We start from the raw sequence: 13,468 nt of genomic DNA on the forward strand, positions 1-13,468 counted from the left end.
GCGTCGTATATATCTTCGCACCGATAGGTTTTGACACCTATGAAATTACGTTAAATGTCGAAATAGAGGAAAGACGATTGGCGTAAACCCACACTTTAGTTCCTACCCTCCCTCGGTGAAGTCGAGATGAAAGCGGTCCAATTCACGGAACACGGCGACCGAGACGTCCTCGAATACGGCGACTTCCCGGACCCGGAGGTCAGCCCCGACGAGGTCCTCGTCGACGTGAAGGCGGCGTCGCTCAACCACCTCGACATCTGGACGCGACGCGGTCTTCCGGGCGTCGAGTTGGAGATGCCGCACATCCCCGGCAGCGACATGGCCGGCGTCGTCACCGAGGTCGGCGAGCGCGTGACCCGGTTCGAGGCGGGCGACCACGTCGCTCTCATCGCGGGCGTCGCCGGCGGCGGCGACGAGTTCTCCCGAAAGGGCGACCCGACGCTCGCGCCGGACTTCCACATCATCGGCGAGCACGTCCGCGGCGTCCACGCCGAGTTCGCGGCGGTTCCCGAGGAGAACCTCGTGCCCGTCCCCGAGGACGTGCCGTGGGAGGTCGCCGGTTCCGCGTCGCTCGTCTTCCAGACCGCGTGGCGGATGCTCGTCGACCGCGGCGAACTGCGCCCCGGCGAGAAGGTGCTCGTCCTCGGCGCGTCCGGCGGCGTCGGGCACGCGGCCGTCCAAATCGCCGACTACGCGGGCGCGGAAGTGTACGCGACCGCCTCCACCGACGAGAAACTGGAGTACGCGAAGGAGTGCGGCGCGGACCACGTCATCAACTACGAGGAGGAGGACTTCTCGAAGGAGATTCGGAAGCTCACGGACGGCCGCGGCGTCGACATGGTCGTCGACCACATCGGCGAAGCGACCTACAAGCAGTCGCTCAAGAGCCTTGTCAAGGGCGGCCGCGTCGTCACCTGCGGGGCGACGACCGGTCCCGACCCGGGCGCGGGCCTCAACTACATCTTCTGGAACCAGCTTTCGGTCATCGGCTCGACGATGGCGACGCCCGGCGAGGCCGACGAAGTGCTCGACCTCGTCTGGGACGGCACCTTCGAACCCCGCATCCGCGAGACGCTTCCCATGAGCGAAATCGACCGCGCGCACGAACTCATCGAGGAGCGACAGGGCTTTGGCAAGGTGGTCGTAATCCCAGATAGTGAGCTCTGACACCACGACTCGGGACGACGCGACCGCCGAGTCCGACACCTACGTCCACCGGCCGGACGGCGTCGCCGTCGGCGGCGGTAGCTCGGAGCCGGAGGCGACCGGCTTCGGTGACCGCGGCTGGGTGCTCGTCGGCGTCGTCGCGCTCTGCTTCCTCGTCATCCCCGGCGCGGTGTACCTCGTGCCGTCGCTCCCAGCGATGGCCGGCCTGCCGTACCTCGCGGCCATGCTGGCCCTGCCGATGCTCCCGGCGCTCGCGCTCGGCCTCGTCGCCGTCTGGTCGATGACCGCGGCGACCCGCGGCGGTGACTGAGCCGACCGACCCGTCGAAACCGCTCTTTCGGGGAGTCGAGACGCGACGCCCGTTTTCGTTTTCACCCCGATTCTCTCGCATCCGAGCCGCGCTCTCGTCTGCCGGTGTCGCACCCGGCCGCCGGCTCTCAGCGGTGGAATTGCGTGCCGATATAAATGGTTCTGACAAGGCTTATCCCGTTCCGTGGGTGACATTCACACGCACAGATGTTCGAACGGTTCTCCAGCAGTTACTTCCTCGGCCGCTTGTACGTCGAACCGTACGACGGAGCCGAGGCGGCGATTCACCGAACGGAACACGAGCGACTCAACGAGTGCGTCTACACGGACGGCCGCGGCGTCGAGCGAGTCGACTACCCGCTCGTGATGAAACTCGACACGGCCCACTTCCCCGTCGTCGGCGACGACGGCGTGCCCTCGGGAACGCTCGCGCTTCCCCGAGACGCCGTGGACGCGGACGCGCTTCCGGACGACAGACCGGTGCTTCTCGCCGACGCCCCGCGGGCCGCCGAGTTGCTCCGGTACGCCGGCTACGACCTCGACGGCCTCGTCCCCGGCGGTCCCGGTGAGACCGGCGGACCCGGCCCGGACCGACCCGACGACAGGCTGGCCTGAGACCCCGACGCCGTCGCGGCGAGCGGGTTCCCGCGCCGTCCGCCTCGCGTCCGAACGCTCAAGTGGTCGGCCCGCACGCGTCCGTGTATGCTGGACGAGTTGTTGGGTCGAGCCGAACTCAAAGCGCGCATCGCCGAGTTGGAAGACGAACGCGACGCGCTAGCCGGGCGTCTGGAGGGCGAGTCCGAGCGCCGAACGGAGGCGGCCCGCGCGCGACAGGAAGCCGAGAAGGAGGTCAACCGCCTCGAAGACCGCATCACCGAACTCGAAGACCGCGTAGAACGCCTCTCGGGCGACGACGACTCTCTCGACTACCGCGGCACCGAGGACCTCCGCGGCGACCGTCTCCGCGAGGTGCTGTCCCGCCTCGACTCGCTTTCGACCGACGCGGAGGGCGCGCTCACCGCCGCCGTCACCGACGACCGCTCGCTCCCCTCGGCCGTCGAGTCCGCCTTCGGCGACCGGGCCTCGCTCGTCCGACGGGCCGCGCCCTGCGTCGCGCTCGCCGACGACGCCGGAGTCGTGACCGTCGCGCTCTCACCGCCGCGGCAACCCGACGGCTTCGACGCGTGGAGCGACGGCTTCGACCTCGACCCGGCGTGGTTCCACCCGACCGAGACCACCGTCGTCGCGCTCGTCCGCGGCGACTTGTTCGCTCTCGGCCGCTACGAGGGCGGCGACCTCTCGTTCGTCGAGGGCTTCGAGAGCGACGTGAAGTCCGCCCACTCGAAAGGCGGGTTCTCGCAGGGGCGATTCGAGCGCATCCGCGAGGGCCAAATCGACGACCACCTCGACCGCTGTCACGAGGCGCTCGACGAGTTCCTCGACGGCGGTTCCGGCGCGGGCGCGGGTGCCGCCGGCGGCGACGTCGACCTCGTCGTCCTCGGCGAGCGGACCGTCCTCGGCGAGTTCCGCGACCGGGCCGCGCTGACCGCGACCGTGGACGCCAGCGGCGACCCCGAAGTGGCGCTCACGGAGGCGTCCAGAGAGTTCTGGACCACGCGGCTCTACCGGCTCTGAGCCGGCGGCGACGCCGCGGTGCGCTCCCTGTCGTCCCGAATAGTCGCAGACGACTCGGCGACGCGACCCGACGGTCGCCGCCGAACCGTCCCACCTTTTAGGGTGGCACGTAGTGTCACCCAGTATGAGCGACCCACAGCGAGTCGTCGTCCTCGCACACGAGAAGTTCCCCGACCGCGCGAAGACCGCCACGGGCGTCCTGAAGTACGCCGACTACGACGTGGTGGCCGTCCTCGACCGCGACAACCCCGGCACCTCCGCCGCCGATCACCGCCGCGACCTCCCCGACGTGCCGGTCGTCTCCTCGATGGCCGACGCGCCCGACGCCGACGCCCTCCTCATCGGCATCTCGCCCATCGGCGGCGCGTTCGACGAGACGTGGCGCGACGACGTTCGCACCGCCCTCGAACGCGGCTGCGACCTCATCTCCGGCCTCCACTACTTCCTCACCGAAGACGAGGAGTTCGTCCGACTCGCCGACGAACACGGCTGCGACATCAACGACGTTCGCAAGCCTCACGACGACCTCGGCGTCGCGCAGGGCAAATCGGCCGACGTGGACGCGGAAGTCGTCCTCACCGTCGGAACCGACTGCTCGGTCGGCAAGATGACCGCGACGCTCGAACTCGTCGAGGCCGCCCGCGAGCGCGGCATCGACGCGGGCTTCATCCCCACCGGCCAGACCGGCATCATGATTGCCGGGTGGGGCAACCCCGTCGACCGCGTCGTGAGCGACTTCACCGCCGGCGCGGTCGAGGAGATGATTCTCAAAAAGGGCGACGAACACGACGTGCTGTTCGTCGAGGGCCAAGGAAGCATCGTCCACCCGGCGTACTCCGCGGTCACCTGCGGCATCCTCCACGGCTCGATGGCCGACAAGCTCGTTCTCTGTCACGAGGCCACCCGCGAGGCGATTCACGGCTACGAGGAGTTCGCCCTGCCCGACCTCTCGGAGTACGTCTCGCTGTACGAGAACCTCGCCGCCCCGGTCCACGAGGCCGACGTGGTCGCCGGGATGCTCAACACCTCCCACGTCGACGACGACGTGGAGGCGGCCGAGGCCGTCGACACCTTCGCCGACGAACTCGGCGTCCCCGCGGTCGACCCCGTCCGGTTCGGCTCGGCCGACCTCGTCGACGAGGTGTTCTAGATGCTCGCGACCGAGTTCGAGCGCGTCTCGATGCCGCTGGCCGAGCCGTTCGGCATCGCCCGCGGCGTCCAGACCGAAGCCGAGAACGTCGTCGTCCGAATCGAGGACGAAGGCGGCATGACGGGCGTCGGCGCGGCCGCCCCGTCGTCGCACTACGGCGAGACCGCCGACACCGTCGAGGCCGTGCTTCCGGACCTGCTCTCGGTGGTCGAGCAGGTCGGCGACGCCCACGCCATCGACCGCATCGAGCGCCGACTGGCCGAGACGGTCCGCCGCAACCCGGCCGCGCGGACCGCCGTGAGCATCGCCCTCCACGACCTCGCGGCCAAGCGCCTCGGCGTCCCGCTGTACCGCCTCTGGGGGCTCGACCCCTCGAAGACGCCCACCTCGTCGTACACCGTCGGCCTCGACGACCTCGACACGATGCGCGAGAAGACCGCGGAGGCCTACGAGGCCGGCTACGACGTGCTCAAGGTCAAACTCGGCACCGACCGCGACAGGGCTATCGTCGAGGCCGTCCGCGACGAGGCCCCCGGCGTGACCATCCGGGTCGACGCCAACGAGGCGTGGACGCCCCGCGAGGCCGTCGAGATGACCGAGTTCCTCGCCGACCACGGCGTCGAGTTCGTCGAACAGCCGGTCCCCGCGGAGGACCGCGAGGGGCTGAAGTTCGTCTACGACCACGGCGCGCTCCCCATCGCGGCCGACGAGTCCTGTATCACGGCCGACGACATCCCGAAAGTCGCCGACCGGGTCGACATCGCGAACCTCAAACTGATGAAGTGCGGCGGCCTCACAGAGGCGAAACGCGCCGTCCACGCCGCCCGCGCCCACGGGCTGGAAGTCATGCTCGGCTGCATGATAGAGACGAACGCCGCCATCGCGGCGGGCTGTCACCTCGCGCCGCTGCTCGACTACGCCGACCTCGACGGCTCGCTCCTCCTCGCGGACGACCCCTACGAGGGCGTCCCGATGCCGAACGGCGAAATCGACCTCGACGCGCTCGACCGCCCGGGAACCGGCGCACAGCGTCGGTGACGCGGACGCGGTGACGCCGCGACGTCGTCGCGGGACCTCCGACTCCCTCAGGACTCCCAGTCGAGGTCGTCTTCGCGGGTCTCCGACCGGAGCACGAACGGCCCGATAGAGAGCGTCCGCTTGGCGACCGTGGAAATTCGGAGAACCGCGGCCGCGAGCACCGCGAAGGGCGCGAGCGAGACGGCCACCACGAACGCGACCGTGAGAAGCAGGTTCGACACGCCGAGCGTCGCGCCCGTAATCGTCGTCGGGTCGTCGAGAAAGAGAATCGCGCCGATGCTCGCCACGAGCGCGGGGACCGCCGCGTAGAACATCGTCCGCGAGAGGTCGACCAGTTCCCACCGGAAATAGAGCGTCTTGACGTGCTCGCGGGCGGGGCCGAACAGTTCGAGCGCGTCGCGAAGCTCCGACAGCGCGGTCTTCGTCTCCGCCGAGAGGTCGGCGTCGTGGACGCGTCGGAGCCGCGCCGCCTGATAGATTTTCCACGAGTAGTTCAGGTCCAGCGCCGCCGACAGCACCGCGAACGTCCCGAACTGCCGGCCTTCCAAGCGCCCCGCGACCGCCTCGGCGTTCGACTCGACCTCCTCGGCGAACTCGCGGACGCGGGTCGTCGGGTCGTCGGCGGCGTCGACGTCGCTCGCGTCCGCGTCGCCGCTCTCGCCCGCGTCACCGTCCGCACCGAGCGTCTCTTCGACCGCCCGCGCCCGCGACGCGATACCCTCGGCCAGTGCGCGCAGGAACGCCGAGGGCTCCGGCGGCGCGACCGGCGCGTCCAGCAGGTCCGCCACGTCCTCGCGGAAGGTCATCGACCCCTTCATCCGGTCGCGCTGGTCGCCCAGCGGGCCAAGTTCGCGCGAGAGCACGAGCTGATTGATGGTGACGACGAGCGTGACACCCGTGATAATCGCGGTGAGAAGCCCCTGCGCGAGCGTTTCGATGGGGTCCGAGGCCTCGACGGCGACCCGGAGCGGGGTCGGGTCCAGTTGGCCGAGGACGACGACGCTACAGAAGATGACGACGAGCGGGGCCGCGGCGACGACGCGGCGGTCCGCGTCGAGGAGGGCGCGTAGTTTCGCGCGGCTCGTCGTCCCGCGCTCCCGCATCGTGTCGTCGGGCTCGCCGGCCGACGGGCCGCCGGTGTTCGACATGGACGAAGCTATCGCGGGGTGGGGTCAAGTGCGTACTGGCGATTAGTCGGAGGGGCGACCGAGTCGCGGGACGGTGGGGGCGGTAGGGGGGCGGAGCGGTTGAGGCGGCGAGAGAGATTGAGACGGCGGGCGTGCTCAGGAGGAAGAGGACGAGTCGTCTTCGTTCTTCAGCTCTTCGAGCTCGGCTTCGACCTCCTCGTCGGCCACGTCGGTCTCGACGTCCACGTCGGCGTCAGCGGCGCTCTCGCTTTCGGCGTCCGACGACCCGGACGACTTACCCATCTCGGCTTTGAGCGTCTCCAGTTCGGTGTCGACCTCGGCGCTGGAGCGACCGGCTTCGAGTTCGCGCTCGATGGAGTCCTTGTCCGACAGGGCGTCGTCGAACGCGCCGGAGTCCATGAGTTCGTCCATCGCGGCCGAGCGGGCCTCCATCTCGTCGGTGCGCTCCTCGGCGCGTTCGAGCGCGCGCCCCACGTCGGCCATCTCGTCGCCGACGCCGGACATCGCCTCGGAGACGCGGCTCGACGCCTCGGCGGCCTCGTAGCGGGCCTTCATCGTCTCTTTTTTCGTGCGGAACTCCTCGATGCGGCTCTGGAGTTCGTCCTTCTTGTTGACGAGCTGGTCCTGCGTCTCCTGCAGGCTGGCGATTTGGGTCTCCAGCTCCTCGATTTGGCTCATCTTCGCCTGCTTCTTTTCGAGCGCCTTGCGCGCGAGGTCCTCGCGGTCCTGCTGGACGGCCTCGCGGGCCTGATCGTTGTGCTTTTCGACGTTCTCTTCGAGGCGGCGCTTCTGAATTTCCAGTCGCTTCTTCTGGGTGGTCAGGTCGGCGATACCCTGTTTGACCTGCTGTAGCTCGTCGCGCATCTTCTCGTAGGAGTAGTCGAGCGTCTCGGTCGGGTCCTCCGCACGGTTGAGGAGGGCGTTTATCTTCGACCGGATGACGTACGACGTGCGAGAGAGAATTCCCATACCCAATTACTACGCGACGTTCGGCTTAAAACCTCACCAGCGCAACCTGTCTCTATGACCGAGACGATTCTCGTTCCCGGGGGGCGCGACGTGCGGGCGACCCTCGACCGCGCCCGCGAAGACGGTGCGGACGGCACGAACGACCCGGCGACCCGAAGCGACGCCGTCGTCGTCGCCTGTCCGCCCCATCCACAACACCAAGGCCACCGCGGCGACGGCCGCCTCGTCGCCGTCAGCGACGCGCTCACCGCCCGCGGCGTCGACTGCCTCCGCTTCGATTACGGCGCGTGGGACGAGGGCTATGGCGAGCGCGCCGACACTCTCCGGGCGGTCGAGTGGGCCGCGGAACGCTACGACCGCATGGGCCTGTTCGGCTTCTCGTTCGGCGGCGCGATGGCGCTCCTCGCGGCCGCCGAGGGCGCGGCCGTGGACGCCGTCTCCGCGCTCGGCCCCGCCGGGCGACTCGCCGACGACCTCGACGCGATCGCGGCCTTCGACCGCATCCCCGTGCCCGTGCAGGTCGTCTACGGCACCCGCGACGACATCGCCGACTGGGAACCCGTCGTCGAGCGCGCCCGCGAGTACCACCAACCGGTCGTCGAGTTCGCGGCCGACCACTTCTTCGTCGGCCAAGAGGCGAAGGTCGCGGCCGCCGTCGCCGACTTCCTCCTCGCGAACCTCGGCGTCGAGTGAGAACGAGGGTGGGAGACGGGGTCGCCTCCGACGCCAGCGACCCGCGACGAAACGACCGATGACAATTCGACCGAACGACATTTTTGACTCGGCTCCGAAGCCGGGCGTATGGTCCCCCGAAAGCGACTCGCCGCCGTCGTCGCCCTTCTCCTCGTCGGCGTCGCGCTGAGTCAGTCGTTCGCCGTCGCCACCTCTACTTCCTCGCTCGAATCGACGTACGAAGCCGACGAGGTGACGGCCGATTCGCCGCCCGGCCTCGTCGCCTCCTACGACCCCGGCGTGGTCAACCTCGCCGCGACGGTCAACCGGACGCCGCAACTCCGAGAGCCGGTCGCCACCGCCGCCCGGACCGGCCGGTACGACGGCGATATCGAGCCCGAGGCGTACATGACCCTCTCGGACGTGAACGAAGACGCCGAGTTCGCGGTCTACGACGGCCGGTACTACCGCTTCTCGCTGAACGTCTCGGGCGACCCGGTCCGTGCGACAATCGAACTCGACCCGACCGACTGGGAGACCGTCGCCGCCACGGCGTCGTCGCCCGCCGCGAACGCCAGCGCCGACGTGCGCGAGGCCATCGACGGCGGCACCGTCACCAACAGTACGTTCGTCGTGCCGGGGCTCTACGAGCGCGGCGACGCGCACTATCTCGTCTCCCCCGCGAACGAGGGCGAGATTCTCGGGAACTTTCTCGCCGTCATCGGTGGGTTCCTGTTCAACCCCATCGGCTGGGCGTACACCGTCGCCGGTCTCGGCCTCCTCGGTGCCATCCGGATGCGCCGCCGCGCCCGCCCGCTGGACCGCCGAACCGCCCTACTGGTCGTCCCCGGCACGCTCGTCGCCATGTGGCTGGCGACGACGCTCACCAACACGGGCTCGCTCGGCATGCGCTACGTCCTCGTTCCCGGCATCGGCGCCGTGACCGCCTTCGGACTGTTCGCCGGCTTCTGCATTCGCCGCGGGTCGTGGAAGTCGCTCGTCGGTTGGAGCGTCGCGCTCACCGTCGTCGTCATCGCGGCCGACGCCGTCGCAATCGGCCTCGTCGGGACGATATTCGGCGCTCTGGGACTCGTCGTCGGCTGGTTCGGGAGCCTGTTGCTCCTTCCGTACGGCTACGCGCTCGCGGCCGATTCCGAGGACGAAGTCGAGGACGGGCCGGGTGCGGTGACGGCCGCGGAGTTGGGTGACGGGTGACTCGGCTCGGTAAGGTGTGAGTGTGTGGAGAAGTCGGGGGGCGGGGTCTCAGTTGTACTCCCGCCACCGATAGCCGCACTCTTGGCACTTGAAAAAGCGCGTCGGCGGTTCGTCGGCAGACCCGGTCTGCTTGATTGTGTACCACGCCTTGGTGTGGCCGCAGTCGTCGCAGTGAACGTCCTTCGCGGTGGGCTTGCCCTCGAACTCCGCGCCCTCTTCGGTCTCGATGAGTTCGTCGCCCGACTGCGCCTCGGTGGAGACGAACTCCGCCGCGAGTTCCTCGTCGCGCTCGGCGGTCCCCCCGCAGTCGTCGTTCGTGCAGGTCATCGCGCCGTTCTGGCTCACCATCATCGAACCGCACTCGTCGCAGAACTGCATACCCGCCGGTAGCGGACCGAGGGCAAAGAAGCTGTCACTCCGCGCTGTCGGGAGAATCAGAACCGACCCGCCGCGCCGCAGTCAGTCGTCTTTCTCGACCATCGGGCAGTTCCGCACCCGGAAGTGGTCGCTGTCTTCGAGTTCGACGATGGTCGTCCCCTCGTGGTGGCACGCGAGCGCCGGCGGGTCGCCGAAGTGCTCGCAGCGCTGGCAGAACTCGGTCTTGGGGACGACGTGGTCCGAGACGCCGTCGGCGTCGTCGACGGGGGTGGCCTCGGCTCCGACGCCGACGCCCGTCGCGCGCTCGTCGTCTTCACCTTCGACGAGCGCCGTCCACACGTCCTCGCGGTCGAGTTCGCCGACCTCGACCGACTCGAAGAGTTCGTCCGTCTCGTCGCGCTGGTCGGTGACGCGCGAGCGAGCGCGGCGTTCGGCCACGCGTCCGGCGAGGTCCGAAAGCGGGGCCGAGTCGGCGTCGTCGCTTCGCCCGTCGCGGCTTCCGTCCGGGGCGCGGACGGCTTCGGCGCTGTCGTCTCCCGGGTCGGCGCGTCCGAATGAGTCGTCGCGGTCGCCGGAGACGGATGGCTCGCCCTCCGCCGCGTCGTCTGTTGAGTTGTCGTCGGTCATCGTCCTCGTGAGTCTTCAGTCGTCGCCGTGTTCGCTCCCCGCCGCGGCACCCTGCTGAGCCGACTCCTCCTCCCGGGAGGCGTATCGGTCGTCGTCGCCGTCGGTCGCGTCGTCGACCACGCCGGTAATCGCCTCGTCGAGGAGGTCGGCGACCTCGTCGGTCGCGCGGGCGTCGTCCGCCGATTCCAGCGCGGGGAGCCGGCCGGTGTGGAGCGTCGCCGACCCGAAGAAACCGGGCGAGGACGACAGCTCGCGGAACGGGGACCGACACGACGGACAGCGGGGCTCCGCGAGCAGGTCCAGGTGGACGGTCTCGTCGCACTCCTCGCATCGCGCTTTCTTCTCGCCGGCCGCGTTCGCGGTGCGGAGGAGTTCGGCGAGCGCCTGTCGTTCGAGGCCGGCGGCTTCGAGGTCGGCCGCCCGACCGCGGAGGTCGAGTAGCGTCCGCGCGACCGTCCGGAGGTTCTCGTCGAGCGTCGCGGTCGTCTCGTCGAGGTAGGTGAGAATCTCCTCGAAGTTCTCGAAGCCGGCGTCGACCCGCTCGTCTAGGTCGGTCACGCGGTTCCGAGCCGCGCGCACGTCGTCGGCCAGTCGGTCGAGTTCGGCGTCTAACTCCGGATGCGTGTGGTCGCGCGGAGCCTTCTCGTCCGCCTCGCGCTTGACCTGCACGACGCGCATCCGAACGTCTGATATCTTCTCGTCCAGTTCGCCTTCGAGCTCATCGACGCGCGCTTCGACCCCGCCGAGGCGGTCCGAGACCGCGTCCGCGCCGTCGAGCGATTCGCCCGCGTCGCTCACGGCGAGCCGATAGGTCCCGAGGGCCCGTGCGAGCACCGTCTCCGGGTCGACGCCCTCCTCGTCGGCGCGCGCCTCGACCCACGTGCGGAGGTCGTCTGGGAGCGACACCCCGTCTTCCCCTTCCATCTTCGTTTCCAGTTTGTCTACGCAGCCTTAAGAACTATCCCCGAATTCGCGACTGTTCGGTGATTCGACAGTCGAATCAACGAATCTTCCGCACGTCGCTCACGTCGAGGCCGCTCTCGTTGATTTCGGTCTCGAACTGCACGATGTTCTCGCTCTCTAACCGGGCGAGCACGCCGCGGAACTCCTGGACGACCATGGTCCGCGCGCGCTTCGACCCCCCGGACTCCCACTCGAAAAGCAGCGAGCCGCCGGTCGCGCCCTTGAGGACGCCGAGTTCGGTCTTCGAGAGCGCCTCGGTGCTCACGAGCACGAGGATGAGCCCGCCCCACTGGTAGGAAGCTTTCTCCAGTCCCTTGATGACCATCGCGATGTCAGACCACGTCATCTCGTCGGACTGGCTCGCCACGAGGTCGGTCAGGGAGTCGATGACGACGAGGTTGCCGGGCGCGTGCTGACTCAGGGTGGTCCCTAGCGCGCCCAGCACGGACTCGCGGTTGTGTCGGTGGCCGAGGTCCTCCAACTTCGTCGGCTGGCCGAGGTACCACTCGCGCGGAATCGGGCTGAGTTGGAAGTACTCCGGCGAGAGGTCGTGGAACTCGATGTGTTCGACCGCGGATTCGACGAGTTCGTCGTCCATCGTGTAACCCATCTCGCGGCGCAGGTACTCCTCGCCGGCGGTAAACGAGACGTAGTGAATCTCCGGCGGCGGCGTCGCGGTGTCCGTGAGCGAGCCGTAGTGGAGGTCGAACAGCTCCTCGTCGGTGTGCGAGAGGGCGTTCATCGTCGCGCTCGTGTAGAGGAACTCCCGAGCGCCCGCGCCGGACTCGCCCGCGAGGAGCACGACGTTCCCCGGGGGTGCGCCGCCGCCGATGATGCTGTCGAGGCGGGGGACGCCGAAGGGGATTTGAGACATATCGAACCCGACTCGGCCGCGTCGGTTAGGCGTTTCGGGGAGCGCGACGCGAGGTTCCGCCGCCGGCGCTCCCGCCCCGTCGCCCCCCGCGCTCACTCCACGCTCGCGCCGCGGTTCCGCCCGCGGGCGACCGAGACGCTTCCGTCGATGTCGGCGTCAGCCAGCGCTGCCCGCCCCGCCTCGACCGCCTCGTCGACGTGGTCGGCGTCGGTCACGCCGTAGACGGTCGGCCCCCACGACGACTGACCCGCGCCGTAGACGACCGGCGACTCGGACAGCGACGAGACGAGCGCGCCGACCGGCGGTCGGTAGACGCCGCCCTGCTCGTCGGCGTACCACGTGCCGTTGAGCCGGCCGACGGACTCGACGGCCTCGCCGAAGCGCTCGGCGGACCCCTCGGCGAGCGCCGGGAGCAGTCGTCTGGTGACGATGCCGGCGATTCGGTCGCCGGTCTGTGCGTCCGCGCGCTCGACGACGGAGCGCATGCTCGACTCCTCGGCCGCGCCGTTGCGGCCGGGGTCCACGTCGGGGACGACGAGCAGGAACCGCCAGCGGTCGGGTATCTCGTGTCGGGCGGCGACCGCCGGCACCGACCACGAACCGTCTTCCGGTCGGTCGGTGGTGAACCGCGCGGTCGGGTGGCCCGCGTCGAGGACGGCCCCGCCGGCTTCGAAGGTGCCGACGCCGACGCCGGAGCGGCCGCCGCGACCCATCTCGGGGGCGAGTCGGCGCACGTCGGCCTCGCGGCCCGTCGCGGCCCCGACCGCCCGCAACACCGCGAGCGCGAGCTGTGTCCCGCTCCCGAGGCCGGCGTGTCGCGGCAGGGTGCGCTCGACCGAGAGGTCGACGCCCTCGACGCCGAGAAGTTCGACCGCCTGCTCGGCGTACTCGCGGGCGGCGGGATGCCGACACCGAACCTCGGACGCGGGCTCGGCGGCGACGACCACCCGCGGCTCGTCGAGCGCGACGCCCACGCCGCCGTAGAGGCGGTCGCGGGCGAGGCTCAGATTGAGGAAGCCGAAGTGGATGCGCGCGCCGGTCGAGACCCGGACCATGTCACCGGCTATCGGCGGGGACGCCAAAAGGGGGTTTCGACCATGGCAACGCGGGCCGGAGTCACCCGCCGCTGTCGGCCGGTTTCGACTCTCGTGGCGGTCGAAGAGGGTGGGCCGAGCGTTCGAAAGCGCAGGAAGAACGAAAGCGGGGCGAACTGAAATCGGGGCCGTGCCGCCGCGGTCGTCGCGCCGCCGGCGAGTAGCAGTCCGGTCGCGCCGAGGCTCTTCAGCATCGTTCGCCGGGAGAAAGACGACAGTTGCAACCGTC

At 69.4% G+C, this 13,468-nt stretch carries 15 protein-coding genes; 8 read left to right on the forward strand and 7 right to left on the reverse strand.

All coding sequences use genetic code 11. From position 1 onward, the window contains the following. Nucleotides 1-126 precede the first annotated feature (126 nt). The 6 genes from C457_RS12620 to C457_RS12645 all read left to right on the forward strand — a co-directional run bounded on the left by C457_RS12620 (nt 127) and on the right by C457_RS12645 (nt 5,299). The gene (locus tag C457_RS12620) at nt 127-1,167 is read left to right on the forward strand and encodes a zinc-binding dehydrogenase (RefSeq protein WP_008095158.1); all 1,041 of its coding nucleotides are present in this window, start codon (nt 127-129) and stop codon (nt 1,165-1,167) included. Further along, a complete protein-coding gene (locus tag C457_RS12625) occupies nt 1,157-1,477 on the forward strand; it encodes a hypothetical protein (protein WP_008095159.1) in 321 nt (106 codons plus the stop codon). The genes C457_RS12620 and C457_RS12625 overlap by 11 nt, the downstream gene beginning before the upstream one ends. A 206-nt stretch (nt 1,478-1,683) precedes the next feature. Beyond that, a complete protein-coding gene (locus tag C457_RS12630) occupies nt 1,684-2,091 on the forward strand; it encodes a DUF5802 family protein (RefSeq protein WP_008095160.1) in 408 nt (135 codons plus the stop codon). Between the two features lie 87 nt (nt 2,092-2,178). Beyond that, a complete protein-coding gene (locus C457_RS12635) occupies nt 2,179-3,111 on the forward strand; it encodes a Vms1/Ankzf1 family peptidyl-tRNA hydrolase (protein WP_008095161.1) in 933 nt (310 codons plus the stop codon). A gap of 124 nt (nt 3,112-3,235) precedes the next feature. Further along, nucleotides 3,236-4,261 carry a DUF1611 domain-containing protein gene (locus C457_RS12640; RefSeq protein WP_008095162.1) on the forward strand — a complete coding sequence of 342 codons (1,026 nt, stop codon included), beginning with the start codon at nt 3,236-3,238 and terminating at the stop codon, nt 4,259-4,261. Next, nucleotides 4,262-5,299 (forward strand): dipeptide epimerase, encoded by a 1,038-nt coding sequence (locus tag C457_RS12645; RefSeq protein WP_008095163.1) that lies wholly within the window; start codon nt 4,262-4,264, stop codon nt 5,297-5,299. It abuts the gene before it with no gap. A gap of 47 nt (nt 5,300-5,346) precedes the next feature. Here the strand turns inward: C457_RS12645 and C457_RS12650 are convergent, their stop codons facing one another. Together C457_RS12650 and C457_RS12655 are read right to left on the reverse strand one after the other, a co-directional pair. Beyond that, complete coding sequence (locus C457_RS12650) at nt 5,347-6,447, reverse strand: hypothetical protein (protein ID WP_008095166.1); 1,101 nt, start codon at nt 6,445-6,447, stop codon at nt 5,347-5,349. Between the two features lie 135 nt (nt 6,448-6,582). Continuing rightward, nucleotides 6,583-7,416 (reverse strand): PspA/IM30 family protein, encoded by an 834-nt coding sequence (locus tag C457_RS12655; protein ID WP_008095168.1) that lies wholly within the window; start codon nt 7,414-7,416, stop codon nt 6,583-6,585. A 54-nt stretch (nt 7,417-7,470) separates the two neighbouring features. Between C457_RS12655 and C457_RS12660 the strand changes: the two genes are divergently transcribed. Together C457_RS12660 and C457_RS12665 are read left to right on the forward strand one after the other, a co-directional pair. Continuing rightward, nucleotides 7,471-8,109, forward strand: coding sequence for a dienelactone hydrolase family protein (locus C457_RS12660; RefSeq protein WP_008095170.1), 639 nt, complete (start codon nt 7,471-7,473; stop codon nt 8,107-8,109). Nucleotides 8,110-8,217: 108 nt separating this feature from the next. Further along, entirely contained in the window at nt 8,218-9,303 is a 1,086-nt protein-coding gene (locus tag C457_RS12665) for a hypothetical protein (protein ID WP_008095171.1), read from the forward strand. A 48-nt stretch (nt 9,304-9,351) separates the two neighbouring features. On the opposite strand, the gene C457_RS12670 is transcribed toward C457_RS12665, so the two are convergent. From C457_RS12670 to C457_RS12690, 5 genes are all read right to left on the reverse strand, one after another. Next, entirely contained in the window at nt 9,352-9,681 is a 330-nt protein-coding gene (locus C457_RS12670; protein WP_004042747.1) for a transcription factor S, read from the reverse strand. Between the two features lie 81 nt (nt 9,682-9,762). Then, nucleotides 9,763-10,308, reverse strand: coding sequence for a hypothetical protein (locus C457_RS12675; RefSeq protein ID WP_008095174.1), 546 nt, complete (start codon nt 10,306-10,308; stop codon nt 9,763-9,765). A gap of 15 nt (nt 10,309-10,323) precedes the next feature. Next, the gene (locus tag C457_RS12680) at nt 10,324-11,232 is read right to left on the reverse strand and encodes a hypothetical protein (protein ID WP_008095176.1); all 909 of its coding nucleotides are present in this window, start codon (nt 11,230-11,232) and stop codon (nt 10,324-10,326) included. 76 nt (nt 11,233-11,308) lie between these two features. Continuing rightward, nucleotides 11,309-12,145 carry an RAD55 family ATPase gene (locus C457_RS12685; RefSeq protein ID WP_008095177.1) on the reverse strand — a complete coding sequence of 279 codons (837 nt, stop codon included), beginning with the start codon at nt 12,143-12,145 and terminating at the stop codon, nt 11,309-11,311. Nucleotides 12,146-12,237: 92 nt separating this feature from the next. After that, nucleotides 12,238-13,200, reverse strand: coding sequence for a beta-ribofuranosylaminobenzene 5'-phosphate synthase family protein (locus C457_RS12690; protein ID WP_008095178.1), 963 nt, complete (start codon nt 13,198-13,200; stop codon nt 12,238-12,240). Nucleotides 13,201-13,468: the final 268 nt, after the last annotated feature.

The organism is Haloferax prahovense DSM 18310, assembly GCF_000336815.1.
GTDB lineage: Archaea > Halobacteriota > Halobacteria > Halobacteriales > Haloferacaceae > Haloferax > Haloferax prahovense.

Coding starts and splice junctions, on each gene's coding strand:
- C457_RS12680 (WP_008095176.1), bottom strand. CDS start 11,232: ATGGAAGGGGAAGACGGGGTGTCGCTCCCAGACGACCTCCGCACGTGG.
- C457_RS12665 (WP_008095171.1), top strand. CDS start 8,218: ATGGTCCCCCGAAAGCGACTCGCCGCCGTCGTCGCCCTTCTCCTCGTC.
- C457_RS12670 (WP_004042747.1), bottom strand. CDS start 9,681: ATGCAGTTCTGCGACGAGTGCGGTTCGATGATGGTGAGCCAGAACGGC.
- C457_RS12675 (WP_008095174.1), bottom strand. CDS start 10,308: ATGACCGACGACAACTCAACAGACGACGCGGCGGAGGGCGAGCCATCC.
- C457_RS12650 (WP_008095166.1), bottom strand. CDS start 6,447: ATGTCGAACACCGGCGGCCCGTCGGCCGGCGAGCCCGACGACACGATG.
- C457_RS12690 (WP_008095178.1), bottom strand. CDS start 13,200: ATGGTCCGGGTCTCGACCGGCGCGCGCATCCACTTCGGCTTCCTCAAT.
- C457_RS12685 (WP_008095177.1), bottom strand. CDS start 12,145: ATGTCTCAAATCCCCTTCGGCGTCCCCCGCCTCGACAGCATCATCGGC.
- C457_RS12620 (WP_008095158.1), top strand. CDS start 127: ATGAAAGCGGTCCAATTCACGGAACACGGCGACCGAGACGTCCTCGAA.
- C457_RS12635 (WP_008095161.1), top strand. CDS start 2,179: ATGCTGGACGAGTTGTTGGGTCGAGCCGAACTCAAAGCGCGCATCGCC.
- C457_RS12660 (WP_008095170.1), top strand. CDS start 7,471: ATGACCGAGACGATTCTCGTTCCCGGGGGGCGCGACGTGCGGGCGACC.
- C457_RS12640 (WP_008095162.1), top strand. CDS start 3,236: ATGAGCGACCCACAGCGAGTCGTCGTCCTCGCACACGAGAAGTTCCCC.
- C457_RS12645 (WP_008095163.1), top strand. CDS start 4,262: ATGCTCGCGACCGAGTTCGAGCGCGTCTCGATGCCGCTGGCCGAGCCG.
- C457_RS12655 (WP_008095168.1), bottom strand. CDS start 7,416: ATGGGAATTCTCTCTCGCACGTCGTACGTCATCCGGTCGAAGATAAAC.
- C457_RS12630 (WP_008095160.1), top strand. CDS start 1,684: ATGTTCGAACGGTTCTCCAGCAGTTACTTCCTCGGCCGCTTGTACGTC.